The organism is Nocardia sp. NPDC004582, from assembly GCF_053602115.1.
On the sequence record NZ_JBSGCY010000070.1, the window covers coordinates 1 to 16,981 of the forward strand.

General features: G+C 69.0%; 17 protein-coding genes. 9 read left to right on the top strand and 8 right to left on the bottom strand.

The annotated features are described in order from the left end of the window. A partial coding sequence (locus ACWELJ_RS19935; RefSeq protein WP_452367623.1) for a glycosyltransferase occupies positions 1 to 962 on the top strand: 962 nt, incomplete at its 5' end. Positions 963 to 1,043: 81 nt separating this feature from the next. Next, on the top strand, positions 1,044 to 1,904 hold the full coding sequence (locus tag ACWELJ_RS19940) for an amidohydrolase family protein (RefSeq protein WP_452367624.1): 861 nt from the start codon (positions 1,044 to 1,046) through the stop codon (positions 1,902 to 1,904). 45 nt (positions 1,905 to 1,949) lie between these two features. Here the strand turns inward: ACWELJ_RS19940 and infA are convergent, their stop codons facing one another. Next, on the bottom strand, positions 1,950 to 2,183 hold the full coding sequence (gene infA / locus ACWELJ_RS19945) for a translation initiation factor IF-1 (RefSeq protein WP_452367625.1): 234 nt from the start codon (positions 2,181 to 2,183) through the stop codon (positions 1,950 to 1,952). Beyond that, positions 2,180 to 2,950, bottom strand: a complete 771-nt coding sequence (locus tag ACWELJ_RS19950) for a GNAT family N-acetyltransferase (RefSeq protein WP_452367626.1) — start codon at positions 2,948 to 2,950, stop codon at positions 2,180 to 2,182. The genes infA and ACWELJ_RS19950 overlap by 4 nt, the downstream gene beginning before the upstream one ends. A gap of 303 nt (positions 2,951 to 3,253) precedes the next feature. On the opposite strand from ACWELJ_RS19950, the gene ACWELJ_RS19955 reads away from it, so the two are divergent. The 3 genes from ACWELJ_RS19955 (at position 3,254) to ACWELJ_RS19965 (ending at position 7,397) form a co-directional block, all read left to right on the top strand. Further along, positions 3,254 to 4,576 carry a GDSL-type esterase/lipase family protein gene (locus ACWELJ_RS19955; RefSeq protein WP_452367627.1) on the top strand — a complete coding sequence of 441 codons (1,323 nt, stop codon included), beginning with the start codon at positions 3,254 to 3,256 and terminating at the stop codon, positions 4,574 to 4,576. A 163-nt stretch (positions 4,577 to 4,739) separates the two neighbouring features. Next, on the top strand, positions 4,740 to 4,991 hold the full coding sequence (locus ACWELJ_RS19960) for a hypothetical protein (protein ID WP_452367628.1): 252 nt from the start codon (positions 4,740 to 4,742) through the stop codon (positions 4,989 to 4,991). A 360-nt stretch (positions 4,992 to 5,351) separates the two neighbouring features. Next, positions 5,352 to 7,397, top strand: a complete 2,046-nt coding sequence (locus tag ACWELJ_RS19965) for an SDR family oxidoreductase (RefSeq protein WP_452367629.1) — start codon at positions 5,352 to 5,354, stop codon at positions 7,395 to 7,397. Between the two features lie 187 nt (positions 7,398 to 7,584). Here the strand turns inward: ACWELJ_RS19965 and ACWELJ_RS19970 are convergent, their stop codons facing one another. Continuing rightward, on the bottom strand, positions 7,585 to 8,172 hold the full coding sequence (locus ACWELJ_RS19970; protein WP_452367630.1) for a cutinase family protein: 588 nt from the start codon (positions 8,170 to 8,172) through the stop codon (positions 7,585 to 7,587). Positions 8,173 to 8,500: 328 nt separating this feature from the next. Between ACWELJ_RS19970 and ACWELJ_RS19975 the strand changes: the two genes are divergently transcribed. After that, the gene (locus tag ACWELJ_RS19975) at positions 8,501 to 9,901 is read left to right on the top strand and encodes a WS/DGAT/MGAT family O-acyltransferase (protein WP_452367631.1); all 1,401 of its coding nucleotides are present in this window, start codon (positions 8,501 to 8,503) and stop codon (positions 9,899 to 9,901) included. Between the two features lie 22 nt (positions 9,902 to 9,923). On the opposite strand, the gene ACWELJ_RS19980 is transcribed toward ACWELJ_RS19975, so the two are convergent. Both ACWELJ_RS19980 and ACWELJ_RS19985 read right to left on the bottom strand, forming a co-directional pair. After that, on the bottom strand, positions 9,924 to 10,844 hold the full coding sequence (locus ACWELJ_RS19980; protein WP_452367632.1) for an alpha/beta fold hydrolase: 921 nt from the start codon (positions 10,842 to 10,844) through the stop codon (positions 9,924 to 9,926). Between the two features lie 84 nt (positions 10,845 to 10,928). Beyond that, positions 10,929 to 11,627, bottom strand: a complete 699-nt coding sequence (locus ACWELJ_RS19985; protein ID WP_452367633.1) for an expansin EXLX1 family cellulose-binding protein — start codon at positions 11,625 to 11,627, stop codon at positions 10,929 to 10,931. Between the two features lie 422 nt (positions 11,628 to 12,049). On the opposite strand from ACWELJ_RS19985, the gene ACWELJ_RS19990 reads away from it, so the two are divergent. From ACWELJ_RS19990 to ACWELJ_RS20000, 3 genes are all read left to right on the top strand, one after another. Continuing rightward, a complete protein-coding gene (locus ACWELJ_RS19990) occupies positions 12,050 to 12,907 on the top strand; it encodes a cyclopropane mycolic acid synthase family methyltransferase (protein WP_452367634.1) in 858 nt (285 codons plus the stop codon). A 178-nt stretch (positions 12,908 to 13,085) separates the two neighbouring features. Continuing rightward, positions 13,086 to 14,279: a hypothetical protein gene (locus ACWELJ_RS19995; RefSeq protein WP_452367635.1), complete on the top strand. Its 1,194-nt coding sequence runs from the start codon at positions 13,086 to 13,088 to the stop codon at positions 14,277 to 14,279. A gap of 21 nt (positions 14,280 to 14,300) precedes the next feature. Then, the gene (locus tag ACWELJ_RS20000; protein WP_452367636.1) at positions 14,301 to 14,882 is read left to right on the top strand and encodes an SMI1/KNR4 family protein; all 582 of its coding nucleotides are present in this window, start codon (positions 14,301 to 14,303) and stop codon (positions 14,880 to 14,882) included. 127 nt (positions 14,883 to 15,009) lie between these two features. Here ACWELJ_RS20000 and ACWELJ_RS20005 read toward each other — a convergent pair whose 3' ends face one another. From ACWELJ_RS20005 to ACWELJ_RS20015, 3 genes are read right to left on the bottom strand one after another with little or no spacing between them, the layout of a single operon-like run. Then, positions 15,010 to 15,672, bottom strand: a complete 663-nt coding sequence (locus ACWELJ_RS20005; protein ID WP_452367637.1) for a TetR/AcrR family transcriptional regulator — start codon at positions 15,670 to 15,672, stop codon at positions 15,010 to 15,012. After that, positions 15,669 to 16,391, bottom strand: coding sequence for a TetR/AcrR family transcriptional regulator (locus ACWELJ_RS20010; protein ID WP_452367638.1), 723 nt, complete (start codon positions 16,389 to 16,391; stop codon positions 15,669 to 15,671). The genes ACWELJ_RS20005 and ACWELJ_RS20010 overlap by 4 nt, the downstream gene beginning before the upstream one ends. Continuing rightward, on the bottom strand, positions 16,331 to 16,975 hold the full coding sequence (locus ACWELJ_RS20015) for a G1 family glutamic endopeptidase (protein WP_452367639.1): 645 nt from the start codon (positions 16,973 to 16,975) through the stop codon (positions 16,331 to 16,333). Before ACWELJ_RS20015 ends, ACWELJ_RS20010 begins: the two co-directional genes overlap by 61 nt. Positions 16,976 to 16,981: the final 6 nt, after the last annotated feature.

A 16,981-nucleotide genomic window follows, 5' to 3' on the forward strand; every position in this document is an offset into this window, starting at 1 on the left:
GGCCGGTGCGCGACACCTGGCTGTCGCGGGCGTACGCGGCCGGTGGGCGACGCTCGCACGCCCCGCTGCTCCCGTTCGCGCCGAGGGCCTTTCGCACCTTGCCCCTCGGCGACTCCTACGACGCGGTCGTGGTGAGCCATCACGCCTTCGCGACCCAGGCCGCCTTCGCCACCACCGCGCCGGTGATCGCCTACGTGCACAGCCCGGCCCGCTGGGCCTGGGACCCCGCGTTCCGGGCCCGGGAGGCGGGCGGACGGGCCGGGCAGGCCGTGCTGACCGGACTGGGCGCGCTGGCCCGGCGCAATGAATTGCGGGCCGCCCCTCGGCTCGCGCACGTGGTCGCCAATTCCCGGGCGGTCGCCGATCGGGTCCGCGACTGGTGGGGGCTGCCCGCCTCGGTGGTGAATCCGCCGGTGCGCGTTGCCCGTTTCGCCCCGGATCCGAGTATCGAGCGCGAGGACTTCTTCCTCTTCGCGGGTCGCCTGGTCCCCTACAAGCGACCCGATCTGGCCATCGCCGCGGCCCGGCGGGCGGGGGTGCGCCTGGTCATCCTCGGCGGTGGGCGCTATCGCCAGCAGCTCGAGGCGATGGCGGGCCCGGAGACCACCTTCCTGGGCGCGGCCTCCGACGACGTGCTGCTCGACATGTACCGGCGCTGCCGCGCGCTGCTCATGCCGGGCGTGGAGGATTTCGGCATCGTCCCGGTGGAGGCCATGGCCTGCGGCGCGCCGGTGCTCGCGGTCGGGGCGGGCGGCGCGCTGGACACCGTGGTTCCGGGCGTCTCCGGCGAGCACGTACCGGCCGGGACCGACGCGGAGGTGACCGACGGATTCGCCCGGGCCATGCGCGATTTCGATCCGGCCGCCTATCGCGCCGACACCATCCGCGCGCATGCCGCCACCTTCTCCCCCGAGGCGTTCCGAACCCGAATCGCCGACATTGTGTCGCGTAATTCCCGCTGACCGACTATTCATGGATCTGCAATAGCCATCGCGCTCGATCAGCGTCAGCGGCGGCGTCATCATGGTCCAGGAGTAGCCAACATGCCCACCGTCCCCCTCGTCGATGCCCACATGCACCTGTGGGACACCAGCGCACACGCCTGGTACCCGAGTTTGGCGAGGTTCGTCGATGCCGGAAAACCCGAGATCGCGCAGAACTTTCTACCGGCCGACTTCGATCGCGGCCTCGGCGGCATCGCGGTGGACGCGCTGGTGCACGTGTCGGCGACCACCGCGCCGCACGCGTACCTGGCCGAAACCCGGTGGGCCGACGGCCTCGCCGACGCCGACCCACGCCCGTTCGCCCTGGTCGGCGGCATCGACCCGACGCTGCCCACCGACGAGCTGATCGACCACCTCGACCAGCAGGCCCGCACCCCGCGCCTGCGCGGCATCCGGGCCTTCGCCGGGCTGTCGCCGAACACGCCCGCCGCGGACGCCATCGCGGGCTGGCTGCAGGAACACGACGCGGTCTTCGACCTGGTCGCCCAGCCCGGCGAGATCCTGGACTGGATCGACTTCCTGGCGGGCTACCCCGACCTGCGCGTGGTGCTCGAACACCTGGGCTTCCCGCAGGGCCGCTCCGCCGAGGCCCGCACCGCCTGGCACAACGCGATCTCCCTGGCCGCCAAGGAGACCCAGTGGCTGTGCAAGCTGTCCGGGTTCGGACTGATCTGCCGCGACCTGTCCTGGCCGACGGTCGAGTACTGGCTGGAATCGAGTGTGGCGCTGTGGGGCTGGCGGCGGCTGATGTTCGCCTCCAACATGCCGGTGGACTCGATGGCGGGGACCTACAGCGAGCTGGTCGCCACCATCGATCAGGCCGTCACCACCGATGCCACCGAGCAGGAGGCGGAGTACTTCTACCGCACCAACGCCCTGGACACCTACCGGCCGCAATAGCCCCGGCACCGACGGGGCGGCGACGCATCGCCGCCCCGTCGGCCGCTATGTCCTGTACCGGAACAGGATCCGCCCGCGGGTGAGGTCGTAGGGGCTCAGCTCGACCAGCACCCGGTCCTCGGGCAGGATCTTGATGTAGTTCTTCCGGATCTTGCCGCTGATATGCGCCAGGACCCGATGCCCATTGGGCAGTTCCACCGTGAACGTGGCATCGCGCAGGCATTCGACCACGGTGCCCTGGATCTCGATGCCCTTGCTCTTCCTGCCGGGATTCGTCATCGCAGCACCAGTTCCAGGTTGCCGCCGACCCGGCGCGCGCCGACGCTGTCGAACAGCGCCAGCGCGGCCGTATTGGACTCGTTCACTTCGGCTGTCGCGGTGGGTATTCCCCGATCGTGCAGGGCGCCCAGCGCCTGGGACAGCATGGCCCGGCCGATGCCGCGACGCCGGGCGTCGGCCCGCACCGCGATCAGTCCGATGCGCGGCAAGCGCGTCACCTGGACCAGGCGCAGCAGTCCGACATAGTGATCGGCCCGCGCCGCGGCCACGTACAGCCGCGGATCCACCACGGTGTCGCCGCCGGGCCCGCGCAGGATCTCGGCGGGCATCTCCTGCCAGCCGATCGTCGATTCGATCTCGTCGCGGATGACCTGGTCCACGGTGCGCAGCGGTTCTTCCACCGCGCTGCCCGCGGGCACCACCGTGATGTCCGGGGGCGGCGTCACGGCCCCCAGTCCGGTGGTCGCGGGATCGGTGGGCACGAGGTACTCCCGCTCCCGCCTCCGGGTCGCGAAACCCGCTCGCCCCCAACAGGACAGCAGTCCGCCGTCGGTCTCGTCGACCACGGTGTGCAGTGGCCGTCGCAGGGTGGCGACCAGGGCCGCCGCGAGCTGCTCGAAGACGGCGTCGTGCCACGCGTCGATACTGACGAAGAGCCGCCCATCGGGCCGTCGGGATACTTCGCCGCGCCCGACCACCAGGTCGTTCTCCACGGCTTCCCACCGCGTCAACGCGACCCGGCGGATATCTACAGAATTAGTGTTCATCGGTCGTCACCTTTCGGGATTTGCCTACTGAGACAGGCGCTCCCGGCGACGACTAGTTCGTTCGCCCATCCGCGACCACGAGGGGGAGCCCCCACATCGGTACTGTCCGCACGGGTCTCACCTCCTCGCCTGATGTCACGGTGCCGAGCACGCTAACAGGCCAGTTCCCCACCTGCCCACCGATTTTTCTACCTGCGGTTTTGCCGACCGCGGACCAGTGAATTGCCAGAATCGGCCACGCGGTCGATCGGCGGCGGATACGTTGGCCGAAATGTCCAGTTCGGTCGGGTGATGGTGGTCGCTATGGCGTGTCGTGGGTGGGGTGTGCGCAATGCCGGTGTCGCGGCGTCGGTCGCGGTCGCGGCCGCGATGACGGTCGGCGGTCCGGCGGGTACGGCCGGAGCCGAGACGCCGGGATGCGATGCGCCGCGGTGGGTGAGCGGATGGATGGCCGCGCCCTCGGACGCCTTCGGGGCGGTGGATCCGTCGATGGTGCCGCAGGCACACGTGGGCGGACAGACGTTCCGGCTGGTCGCGACACCGCACCTGGGCGGGTCCGTGCTGCGGATTCATCTGAGCAACCAGAATCGGCCGGTGCCGGTCGAATTCGCGCACGTCACCATTGCCGAGCAGGCCGCGGGGGCGGCGATCCGGGCCGAGACGCTGCGGGAGGTGAGCTTCGACGCGAGCTCGCGCGTCACCGTGCCGGCGGGCGGCGAGGTGGTCAGCGATCCGATCGAGTTGTCGTTCGAGGCTTTTCGACCGCTGGCGGTGAGCATGTACGCGCCGGGGCTGGCGGTGCTGCCGACCGAGCACTTCAACGCCAACGCCACCAGCTACTACAGCCTGCCCCTCACCGGTGACTCGACCGACGACCCGTCCGGCGCGGCCCTGCCGCTGCCGACCACCTCGATGCCGTTCCTGTCGGGCCTCGACGTGCAGGCGCCCGGCACCACCTCGACCATTGTCGCGTTCGGGGATTCGATCACCGACGGCTACGTCGGTGCCACCTACCTCAGCGTGCCGCAGGACCCGAGCGTGGTGGACCGCAATGTCCGCTACCCCGATTTCCTGCAACGCCGCATCGACCAGGCGGGCCTGCCGTTCACCGTGGTCGACGCGGGGATCAGCGGAAACCGGGTCACCCGGGACGGATTGATCCCGCAGTTCGGCCCGGCGGGCGTGACCCGGGTGCAGCGCGACGCCATCGCCAAGGCCGGGGTCACCGACGTCATCGTCCTCGAGGGCATCAACGATCTCGGCGTCCCGATCGGCGTCGACTTCGACCAGCTGGTCGCGGGCTACACCGATCTGATCGCGCAGCTGCACGCCGCCGGGCTGGCGGTCCATCTCGGCACGATCATGCCCGCCGGCAACGCGCTCTCCGACGGCATCGCCACCCTGCCCCTCGCCGGGCCGGTGCGGCAGCGGGTCAATGCGTGGATCCGCACCCAGACCCTGTCGGACAGCGTCATCGATTTCGACGCCGCCCTGCGCGATCCCACCAACCCCGACGTCCTCGCGCCTCCCTACGCCGGGGCCGACAATCTGCACCCCAACCCGGCCGGGTACCAGGCCATGGCCGAGGCCATCGATCTGAGCGTCTTCCGCGGCCGCTGCCGCTGACCCCCGCACGCCGCGCTCCCGTGTGACTCGAATCATGACGGGACGGCGGTCGTTCCCCGGTCACGGCAAGTGTGACTCTTGTCGGCTTCACTCCGTGGTAGACCGATCGTCATACTGAACTCGGTACTTACTGATCAGTAACACCGAGGAAAGGTGGAGGTCGATGAATCGCCGTCGAGTGGCAATCGGGATTGTTGTCACCGGTATCGCGTTGAGCGCGCCGCTGCTGGGCGCGGGCTCCGCGGGAGCGACTCCGGTGAGCGGGGGCTGCCATTCCGGCGACCGCATGCCGACCTCCGATCCGCACACCTACGACTCGTGCATCGAGGGCGAGTGGGGCAACCTCCGCCAGTGTCCGCCCTTCACCGTCGTCGCCCAGGCGGTCGACGGGGACGTCCGCTGCGTCAACGAGTGACCGCACGCGGGTCGACACGTGACCGCAAATAGCTCGCAATCCAAACAAGTGAGCGCCCGCTCAGGACATTTGACCAGTTGCCCGTGAATTGCCGAGTGCGCCCCTGAGTTACATCAAACCCGTTGTCACACATACCAACTCGAATAGCCCTGAGGTGACCAGTCACACAGGGCTCGCCGAGCCATTCAGGTTGAACGCCACACCGCCGGACCGTAAAGTTACCGGCTAGTTAGGCACGACGGTGTTCCTACCTCGGCCCGACATTCTGCTAGGGGGCCACTCACACAACGTCCGCATCCACCGGCGCATGTCGGACGAACCCCGTTGGGTATCAACAGGTTCGTAATCAAGGAGGGGACGATGACTTCCTACATCGTCACGGGCGGAACCGGATTTCTCGGCCGGCGGCTCATCGCCGGACTGCTGGAACGCGACCCGGAAGCCGTGGTCCACGCGCTGACGCGGGAGGCCTCGGTGGCCAAGCTGCGCGAGATGGCGGCGGGCTGGGGCGCCGAAGACCGGGTGTTCCCGCTGGTCGGCGACCTGACCGCGCCCGGCCTGGGACTGATCGACGACGCGCCCCGCGCCGACCACGTGATCCACCTCGGCGCGGTCTACGACATGACCGCCGACGCCGAGGTCACCTACGCCGCCAATGTGGCGGGCACCGCCTCGGTGATCGCGCTGGCCCGTGAGCTGGGCGCGGTCCTGCACCACGTGTCCTCGGTCGCGGTCGCGGGCGACCACCGCGGCAAGTTCTTCGAGGACGACTTCGATCTGGGCCAGGGTCTGCATTCGCCCTACCACCGCACCAAGTTCGAGGCCGAGAAGCTGGTGCGCGAGGCCGCGGATCTGCGCTGGCGGGTGTACCGCCCGGCCATCGTGGTCGGCGACTCCCGCACCGGTGAGATGGACAAGATCGACGGGCCGTACTACTTCTTCCCCGCCATCGCCGGACTGGGCGCGCTGCCCTCGGAACTGCCGATACCGATCCCGGATCTGGGCTCCACCAATATCGTTCCGGTCGACTACGTGGTCGCGGCCATGCTCGAGCTGATCGCCAAGCCGGGCCTGATCGGCCGCACCTTCCACCTCACCAACCCGCGACCGCAGCCGTTCACCGAGATCTACAACGCGCTGGCCCGCGCGGCCGGGGCCCCCACCGCGATCGGTGCCGTGCCGGGCTCGCAGACCGCGCTGCACGCCTTGGGCGGACTGCCGGGCGTGCCCGCGGTGCGCGATTTCCTGTTGCAGCGCTTCGGCATTCCCGCCGAGGTCGCCCCGCACACCGCGTTCGAGTCGACCTTCGTCTCCGAGTCGACCCGGGCGCACCTGCGCGGCGCCGGCATCGAGGTCCCGGCCTTCGACGACTACGCCGAGACGTTGTGGTCGTACTGGCGTACCCACCTCGACCCGGACCGCGCCCGCCGCCACGACGGCGGCCTCGACGGCCGGATCGTGCTGATCACCGGTGCGTCCAGCGGCATCGGCCTGGCCACCGCGCACGCCGTGGCCAAGCGCGGCGCGACCGTGCTCATGGTGGCGCGCACCGAGGAGGATCTCGAGGCCGCCGCCGTCGCGGTGCGGGCCGACAGCGGTGCGGCGCAGGCCTACGTCTGCGACATCACCGACGAGAAGTCGGTGGAGCTGCTGGTCAAGCAGGTGCTCGCCGACCACGGGCACGTCGACTACGTGGTCAACAATGCCGGGCGTTCGATCCGCCGCTCGGTGCTCAACTCCACCGACCGCATGCACGACTTCGAGCGGACCATGGCGGTCAACTACTTCGGCGCGGTGCGGCTCATCCTGGCGCTGCTGCCGTCCATGCGGGAACGCCGGTTCGGGCACTTCGTCAACATCTCCTCGATCGCGGTGCAGACCAAGGTGCCGCGCTTCGCCGCGTACGTGGCCAGCAAGTCGGCGCTGGACAACTTCAGCGAGATCGCCGCGGTCGAGAACGCCGACGCCGGTATCACCTTCACCTCGGTGCGCATGCCGCTGGTGCGGACCGCCATGATCGCGCCGACCGATCTGTACAAGTCGATTCCGGTGCACAGCCCGGATCAGGCCGCCGACATCGTGGTGCGGGCGCTCGAACACCGGCCCAGCCGCATCGACACCCCGATCGGCACCTTCGCGCAGTTCGTGGACACGGTCATGCCGTCGGTGAAACGCGCCATCCTGCACCAGGGTTACCGGATGTTCGGCGAGTCCAAGGCGGCGCGCTCGCAGCCGGGCGCGCACCCGGCACCGGCGGTGGACGCCGAGAACACCGCGGCCGACGGCGGCACCGCGGAGGGCTCGCGCAGCCCCTTACTGGCGCTGGCCCCGATCGTGCAGCCGCTCATGGGCCTGCCCGCTCCGGCCGCCCGGATCACCAACCGGATTCCCGGCCTGAACTGGTGAACACCATGTCCGGCAACGGCATTCGGGCCCGCTCGGCGACGTAGCGGCGCCACACGGAGTTCGGCCCGGTGCGGGGACGGCGCACCGGGCCGACTCGCGAACCGCGGGTACCCGGGCCCCGGCTCCGGGGTCTCGCGGGCGGGTCCGCCGAGACCGCCCGGGAGCCGGGCCCTTCCCCTCCCCGGGGTCAGAGGTGGTCCGCGGCGAAATTGGCCGCGGCCACCAGATCACTGCCGTAGGCGACGTGCGCGTTGGCATTGAGGCCGGAGCCGCACACCGGGTCGCCGCCGACGCACCAGTCCCCCGTGCGGGACAGGAACTCGCCGGGCACATTCCAGCCCAGGCCGCGCACGGGATCGCCGAAGAGCAGGACCGCCGCGACCCGGTCGCCGAGGTAATCCGGCAGCTGGACGCGGCCCGGATACCAGGACACCACGCCGGTGCCCAGCGCGGCCTGCACGACCGCCGCCCCCTGCGAGTAGCCGACCAGGACGAACTGCTGTCCGGGGCACGCGACGGCCCGAACGGTCAAGTGCCGCACCAGGTCCGCGCTGCCCGCGCCGACGTCGAAGCTGTAGTCGGCGGGGTAGTTCACGCGGTACGCGGACACCGAGACGGGTAGCCGGTCCTGTAGGACGCCGAAGAGCGGGTCGCCGATCTGATCGCCGAGCCAGCCGGGTTCGCCGGTGCCCCTGGCCACTACGACGTCCACATCGGCGCAACTCTGCGCGTGGGACCTCGGTTGTGGAACGAACACGGTCGCGATCGTCAGCATGATCGCGAAACCCCATGCCGTACGCCATCTTCCAGGAAGCAGCACCTTCCGGTCGCCCATCGTCCTCACCTCTCACGACGTTGTGAGAAGTCCGGTGACTCTTGTCATTGACTAGAGAACGATCACCGGACCATGTGACCCAAGGTAGGAACGACCCGGAAGCGCGGCAACGAATTCCACTGGAGAGACACCTGATTGGTACCCAACCGTTTCATCATGAAACTTGTTATCTACGTGCAACTTTGGGGCAACAAAACGGCGTCGGACCGGATCCGGAGGGCACCGCGAACCGCACGCAAAATACAACGAGTTCTCATAGTGTGGTGGCATGGAACGACTTACCGGACTCGACGCCAGCTTCCTCTATCTCGAAACAGACACCCAACTGCTGCACGTCTGCGCATTGCTGATACTCGACCCCGCCGCCGACGGGGTCGAGTACGAGCACGAGGCGTTCAAGGCCGAACTCGGCCGGCGGCTGCACCTCATCCCGGCCATGACGCGGCGGCTGCACGCCGTCCCGTTCAACCTCGATCATCCGGTCTGGGTGCGGGATTCGACCTTCGACCTCGACTACCATGTGCGAAGGCTGGCGCTGCCCAGCGGAGCCGGGGACCGCGGCCTGGCCGAACTGGCCGCCGACATCGCCGGACGCCCCCTCGACCGCTCCCGCCCGCTGTGGGAGATGTGGGTGGTGGAGGGGCTGCCGCACGGCAGGGTGGCGGTGGTCTCCAAGTACCACCACGCCATCGTGGACGGCATCACCGGCACCAATATGATGATGCACCTGTGCGATATGGAGCCGGGCGTGACCTACACCCCGCCCACCGCGGATATCACCACCGAGGCCGAACCCACCGATCTGCAGCTCGCCGGGGAGGCGCTGCTGAATCTCCCCGGGCGGCTGGGCATGGTCGGCATGGTGCCCAAGACGGTCGGCATTCTGGGCGGGCTGGTGCAGCGGCGGCGCGAATCCGGCAGCCGCGGTATGCCTTTGCCGTTCACCGCGCCCCGCACGCCGTTCAATCGGGCAATCACCCAGCATCGGGCCATCTCCTTCGAACAGACCGAGTTGTCGGATATCAAGGAGATAAAGACCGCCTTCGGGGTGAAGGTCAACGACGTGGTGCTGGCCATCGTCGGCGGCGCGCTGCGCAGCTACCTCGAACTGCACGACGAACTGCCCGAAACCTCGCTCATCGCCTCGGTTCCGGTGTCCACCCACGACACCTCACGCCACGAGGAGGGCACCAACAAGGTGTCGACCATCTTCGCCCGGCTCTACACCGAGATCGAGGATCCGGTCGCCCGGGTGCTGGCCATCGCCGAGGACAATCGCGGGGCCAAGGAGGAGCACCACCTGATCGGCGCGGACTTCCTCCAGGATTGGGGAAAGTACGCCCCGCCCAACACCTTCCAGCTCGCCGCGCGCGCGTACTCCTCGTTCAAGCTGGCCGATCACCACCCGGTGGTGCACAACCTGGTGATCTCGAATGTGCCCGGGCCCAACTTCCCGATGTACTTCCTCGGGGTGCGGGTGTCGTCGATGTATCCGTTCGGACCGGTGTTCCACGGCGCGGGCCTGACCGCCACCGTGATCTCCAACAACGGCCACCTGGACTTCGGCTTCATCGCCTGCCAGGAACTGGTCCCCGATGTGGACAAGATCGCCGACGCCGTCCCCGAGGTGATCACCGCGCTGCTCAAGGCCGCGCGCGAGCAGGGCTGAGCCCGAACCGAGTGGCTACTGTCTAGAGCCGCTCCGCCACCGACTGCACGGCCTCGAGGAACACCGGGACAAAGACGTCCGCCTCGAGTGCGCAGGCCGCGTGGCCCGCCTTGGCGAGGAAGATCTCCGCTCCCGGAATCGCCTTCGCCATCTCCAGCTGACGGAACACGGGCAGCGCCCGATCCCGCGTGGTGATCACCACCGCCGTCGGCATCTTCAACGTCGGCAGCCATTCCGACGCATCGAATCGCCCCAGCACCGCGAGCGCCTGCGCGAGCGCCCAGCCGCTGGTGGCCCGCAGTTCCGCCATCGCCCAGCGATCCATCCGGCCCACCGGCCACGAGGACTCCGGCAGCGTGGGCAGTTTGTCGCGGCGCAGCTCCGCGCGGCGGAACGACCATTCCGAGAACAGGGCCGCCGTCGCCGACCAGCCCCGATGGAAGGCGCGCTCGCGCCATTTCTCCTGGAAGCGGTAGGTGGTCGCGGCCAGCACCAGCCCGCCGACCCGATCCGGGTGCCGGTGCGCGGCCAGCTGGGCCACCACGCCGCCCATGGAGTAGCCCGCCAGGATCGGGCGCTCGACGCCCACGGCGTCGGCGACCGCGATCACGTCGTCGGCCAGATCGTCGAGATCGAAACGCTCGGAACGGATTCCGTGGCCGTGCCAGCGCTGATCGAACAGGACCACCCGGTAGCGGGCGTTCAGCTCACGCAGCGACGGGAACCAGTTGAGCATGGCGGTGGTCGCCATGCCGTGCAGCAGCAGGACCGTCGGCGCGTCCGCGGCCGGGCCCGGCAGGTCCACCACGTAGGTGCTGCCACGGCCGGGCAGCTCCACCATCGCACCCTGCGGCACCTCGGTCAGCCGGGAGATGCGCGGTGACAGGCGGCGGCCGCGGCGCGGTGCCGCGGGCGTGGTCTGATCCAAGCTGGGGTTCGTCATCGAGGGCCTCCCGGCACACCGTCGCGGCGGTCGAACTGGAACACGTTTCACTCGATGATGCCATACCGCGGGCACGGCGGCCGGTTACGGCATGCAGGGCGCGGGGGCGGTGACCACCGTGGTCACCACCACCGGGGACGCGGGCGGAGGCGGGGCGGCGGACGGCTCGGCGGGGATGTCGTAGAGGCGAATTCCGGTGCGGCGCAACTGCCCCGGCTCGATCGCGACCCCCGGGACATACGCGACATGACCGTAGATGTCGGTCACCTGGGCGGTGAACGGGCCCCGGCCCATGCCCGACGCGGTCCAGTAGTTGTCGTAACCGCGGCGCATCGGGCGGTAGTCGCCGCCGGAATCCGGGCGCAAGGACACTTGCGCGAGGGGATTGCCGGTGCCGGAGAACAGGATTCCGATCCAGCTGGTCGACGAGCTCTGCTGGACGCGGTAGAAGAGTTCCGGGGCCGGATTCGGGTCGCGGACGCGGCTGATCCGCACCGGCGCCACACCGTCGACGGAGTTGGCGATCGCGTCGAAAGCCGAACGGCTCAAATCGTATTGGTCCGGGCCGCAGCCGGGGCAGCGATCGACGACCTGGGCGCGCACACTGCCGAGCGGGCCGTCGATATCGACGTAGGAGCCGCAGGGGGCGGACCCCTCGTAGCGGTCGGTCGGCACCCCGACGTAATAGCCGTCCAGCGGCAGGTCCGGCAGCGAGCAGGCGACGCCCTGACCGAAGGCGTAGAACCGGGCCTCGCCCCGTTCCTGCGGCGGTTGCGCGTCCACAGGGTGAATCTGCTGCGGAGTAACCGAACTCGGCGCGGGTGCCGCGGGCAGCGTGCGGACCGTGGTCGTCGGCGCGGCCGTACTGCAGCTCAGCGACTGCGGTCTGATCCACCACGTGGCCAGTCCCACCACCACCGCTCCCACCAGAATCGTCCACAACCACGGCCTGCCAGGATGGACCTCTTCGTGTCCGGTGCGGTGCATGGCCGGTCCCCAACCCTCCGAATTGTGTTTGCTGACACGATGCTGCACTCCCCATCAGGAAAGCAGCCGGGGCCCTGACGCCGAGGTCGAATGGCGATTTCGGAGTGAAAAGCGCGGCGTGTTCGCGGTGTGTCCGCGAGGTAGAACCCGGGGCTCGGCCCGTACGTATGTCCGGATGTCCACATCTCCGATGTCCGCACACCCGGGGAGAGATCGCCATGGCCCAGCTCGCGCCCTTCTACCGGCAGGTCCAGGCTCACTACGACCTGTCCGACGACTTCTACGCGCTGTTCCTCGACCCCTCCATGACCTACAGCTGTGCCTACTTCGAACGCCCGGGCCTGACCCTGGAGGAAGCGCAACTGGCAAAGATCGATCTGGCGCTCGGCAAGCTGGGGCTCGAACCCGGCATGACCCTGCTCGACGTCGGCTGCGGATGGGGCTCGACCATGATTCGCGCCGTGCTCACCTACGGCGTGCGCGTCATCGGACTCACCTTGAGCCGCAACCAATTCGAGTACGTCCGCGCCGAACTCCGCGATCTGGGCATCTCCGAAGCCGAAGTGCGCCTGCAAGGTTGGGAGGAATTCGACGGGACCGCAGACCGCATCGTCAGCATCGGCGCCTTCGAACACTTCCGCAAGCAGCGCTACCCCGAGTTCTTCACCCGCTGCCACCGGATGCTCCCGCCCGGTGGCCGCATGCTGCTGCACACCATCATCGGCCACACCCTCGCGGACCTGCGCGCCGCCGAGATCCCGGTGACCCGCGAAGACGCGCTCTTCCACATCTTCGTCAAACGTGAGATCTTCCCCGGCGGCCAGCTCCCCCAACCCGACACGGTCCCCCACGAGGCCGAAGCCGTCGGCTTCCGCACCACCCGCATCCAATCCCTGCGCCCCCACTACGCCAGGACCCTCGACCTGTGGGCCGCCGCCCTGGAGGCCCACCACGCCGAAGCCGTCCAACTGACCTCCGAGGAGGTCTACCAGCGCTATCGGAAGTACCTCACCGGCTGCGCCCGCTACTTCCGCGCCGGCCACCTCGACGTCACGCAGTTCACACTGCAGAAGTAGACCTCACTCCGGATATCCCCGCGCCGCTTCGCCGACGGCGCGCGCCGAACTGCGCTCGATCTTGACCGTTGCATGGTGAACATGTTTGGCTATCACCGCCATTCGTTCACGGGGAGATCAAATGCGCTTGTCCGCAGTGACTTTCATCCATCGACTGATAGCCGTACTAGCGACACTGGTGGGAATCCTTGCCACCCTTGTCATTCCATCGCAGATCGCCTACGCCGAACCGCTCGACTGCACGGCCGTGGCCGCGCGGATCGAAGCGCACAACCAGGCCGCGACCGTCCACAACGCGAATCCGCCGGATTCGAGCAACCAGGCCGCGGTCGCGGCGTACAACGCCGAAGCCGAGCGGGGCAACGCGGAGATTCCGGAGTTGGAGGCCCTCGCCGATCAGTGCCGCCAGCAGGGGGTCGATGTTCCGCAGGTCGGTGCGGCGCCGCAGGGCGGCGAGCCGGACGCCTGCCCGGCGGCGCTGGTCGTTCCGATCGGTCAGCCGGGTCCCGCACAGGACATCGCCGCGTGCCCGCCGTCGGCCGCGCAGCCGCCACCGCCGCCGGCCAATCGCCGCAAGCTCCGTCCGGCGGTGCCGTCGAACGTGCTGCCGCCGATCAGCCGGGTCCTGCCGGGCGCGCCGAAGGCGCCCTACCAGCCGGCCCAGCTGACCGGAACGCGCCTGGATCCGCCGACCACGACGCTGCCCGCCTCCTTCGCCGCCAATCCGGCGCTGAAAACCGTTCCGGGATATCAGCTTCCGGCACCGGGCCAGGCCAACCCGAGCGCGGCCGCCCCGAACATCTCCGAGACCGCCGCGAACTTCCTGCCCTACGCGATGCAGTATCTGTCCCAGGGCGTGCCGTTGCCGGTCGGCAGCTACGGGCTGCCCACCGTGGATGGTTACGAAGCGGCGGCCAACAGCACCCCCGTCCTGGACGTGCACGCCGGCGGCGGACTCATCGCCTACGGCCCGATGGACGACGTCTACGGTCCCAGCGGCGTCTACATGCGGCTGGTTCCCGGCATGCAGGACAAGGGATCCGACGCCACCCGCGCGCTCCTGGGCGACAATGTGCCCCTGGACTACGACGCCGGCCATCTCGCCGGGGCCACCAGCGGTGGTTCCGGCCGCATCCCGCAGAACCTCATCCCCGAGAACTTCCACAACAATCGGGGCGTGAAAGCCCAGTGGGACAAGCTGATCACCAGTGTCGCCGAGGGCACCAATCCCGACGTGGATCAGCAGGTCGTGCACGCGCTGGCCATCCCGGTGTGGGGCATGCCCGGTGAGCCGCCGACGGCGGTGCTGCTGTTCGCGTGGGGCGAGAAGGGCTGGAATCTGCCGCCTATCATCATCGACAACTCCATCTGATCGCACAGAACAGGACGAGCCATGACCGCCATCGACGACCTGCGGAGCCTGCTGCCGGTGCCCCCGAGCGTGTCACGCCCCGCGATCGACTGGGTGGCGGTCGAACACCGCCTCGGGATCCCGCTACCCGAGGACTACCGGCAGCTGGCGGGCAGCTACGGAGAGTCGGAGTTCTCCTCGATCGTGCGGCTCAGCGTGCCCGACGCCACCTCCCCCTCGGCTGATCTGGAGTGGTGGATCAAGGATGCGCGCGAACGCCTGGAGAACCCCGACCTCCCCCTCGAATGCGACGACATCCCAGCCGGATTCGCCCTGAACCCCGCAGCACTGACCGCGTGGGGCAGGCTGGCCGACGGCGGCTACTGCCTCTGGGATTCGAGCGACGCCGACCCGAACACCTGGCCCGTCGTGATCGGCAGCAAAACCCACACCCGTTGGGGCTTCTACCGCGGCACCGCCACCCAATTCCTCACCGCCCTGCTCACCGAATCACTGCCCGCCGGTCGCCTCTTCGACGAATTCGCGGACATGGTCGATGAATTCGGCGCGTACTGCGACTTCTACCACGAGGGCCGCAAGATCGAACGCGTCACCGCCGCCTAACGCGGCCGCCTCGACGCCATGCGGTTCACGCTGCCGAAGCAGACCGTCCGCGCGAATGCCCCTGCCCCACACCATTATCCGAGAATAGGTGCGCTCGCGGGCCAGCACATCCACGGTCGGGCGGAGTTCATCGACCTACCGTGGTAGGAGGATCCGGGTGGGCGAAGGCGGTGCGGAGGAAGGTGACGAGTTGGGTGCGGACTCGGGCTTGGGTGAGGGCGTCGGTGCCGGCGCGGAGGGCCGAGAGGAGGGCGGAGACGAGGAGGGAGAGGAGGACTTCGCCGGCTATGTCGGGGTCGAGGGTGGGGTCGAGGAAGCCGTGGGTGATGCCTTGGCGGATGGCGGCGACCGATTCGGTGGCGTAGGCACGGGCGTTGTGGAGGCAGCGGGACAGGACGGCGTCGTCGATCGAGGAGGCTTCCAGGAGAAAGAAATTCACCAGGCCGGGTTCGGTGGCCACCAGGTCGTAGCAGCCGTCGATGACGCCGGCGTAGCGGGCGCAGAAGGCGTCGAGGGTGGTGGGAGGCTGGGCGGCTTCGGGACCCAGCAGGAAGTCGCGGATGTGGTGGAAGCTGTGGTCGATGACCGCGTCGAGGATGGCGCGTTTGTTGGGGAAATAGTTGTAGAAGGTGCCGTGGCTGACGCCGGCGGAGGCGGTGATGTCATCGACGCCGATGGCGCGGAAGCCTCGGGTGATCACCAAATCGTAGGCGGCGGAGATCAGTTCGGCGCGGCGGCGGCCGGCTCGGTCCCGACGGTCGGGGGCCGCGCGATCGGGGGCGGCGGTCATGGGGGCGGACTCGGCGGGGAGGCGGGGCGCAGGGGGCGCAAGGTGCGGTCGAGGAAGGCGAAGACCGCGGTCATGCCGCGGTCGCGGATGGCCGGATTGCCCGCGCCCAGCAGTTCCCGCAGCACCCACGGGCCGACCAGGGTGGGGATGGTGTGGCCCAGCACTTCCGGATCGATGTCGGGACGGATCCATCCTGCCTCCAGGCCACGGGTGAGTTCGGCGGCGATCAGGGAGGCGGTGAGGGCCTCCAGGCCGAGCAGGCGGTGCGCCAGTTCGGGATCGATGGCGCCGGCCTCCACCACCAGCAGCCGCAACACCCGCGGCTCGCGTTCGAGCAGGTCGTAGAGGCGGGCCACCGCGGCGCGGACCGCCGCCACCAGCTCGTCCACGGTATCGGCCGCGCCGAACACGGTGTGCAGTTCCATGGCGTCGGTCACCTTCTCGATGCCGAGATCGATGACGTGGTCCAGGATTTCGCGTTTGCTGCCGAAGTACCGGTAGACGGTGCCCTGGCCGATGCCGGCGCGCGCGGCCACCTCGGAGATGGCGGTGGCCTCGTAGCCGTGCGCGGTGAACACCTCGTAGGCGGCTTGGATGATCTCCCGGCGGCGGCGCGCGGGCAGTTCACGCTGCGGCGGGCGGCCGATACGTCCCGAGGCTATTTCGCGGCCCCGCCCTTCACACCGGTGTCCTTGGGGCCGTAATCGGTGACCAGCCACTCGCCGTCGTGCCCGGCCACCGTCACCACCAGCAGGTTCGGCACCGTCGCGGGGTCGGGTTGCTGCACATTCTGGGTGCGCTGGGTGGCGTAGACGGTCACCGTGTACTGGTCGTTGCCCTTGGCCTCCACCGAGGTGCCCACCACGTCGCCGGACGCCACCACCTGGGCGTCGGTCATGATCTTGGCGAGGGTGTCGTGGAACTGGGTGTACTTGTCGCGCAACGGGTCCGAGGCCCCACGCTGCACACCGTCGAAGAAGGCGGGCAGGTTGCGGTAGTCGTAGGTGAGCGAGCGCAGGGTGTAGTCCTTGGCCACCTGGGCGGCGCGATCACGGTCGGCGCCGCTGGACTTCAGCGCGTCGTAGTCGCCCGAGGCGTTGTGCCACAGCACCCCGAGCACCACGGCCGCGATCGCGAAGATCGCCGCGGCCGCCGCGACAAACGGATTGAGCCGCTCACCGATTCCTCTCGGGGCCAACGCCTTCGGAGATTCCGCGACGGTCTCCCCGGCGTCAGCCTTGTCGGCCGTCTCCGCGTGGGGCGTGTCGGTCTCGGTGCGCTCGGTCTGCTCGGTCTCGGTCACGGTCTG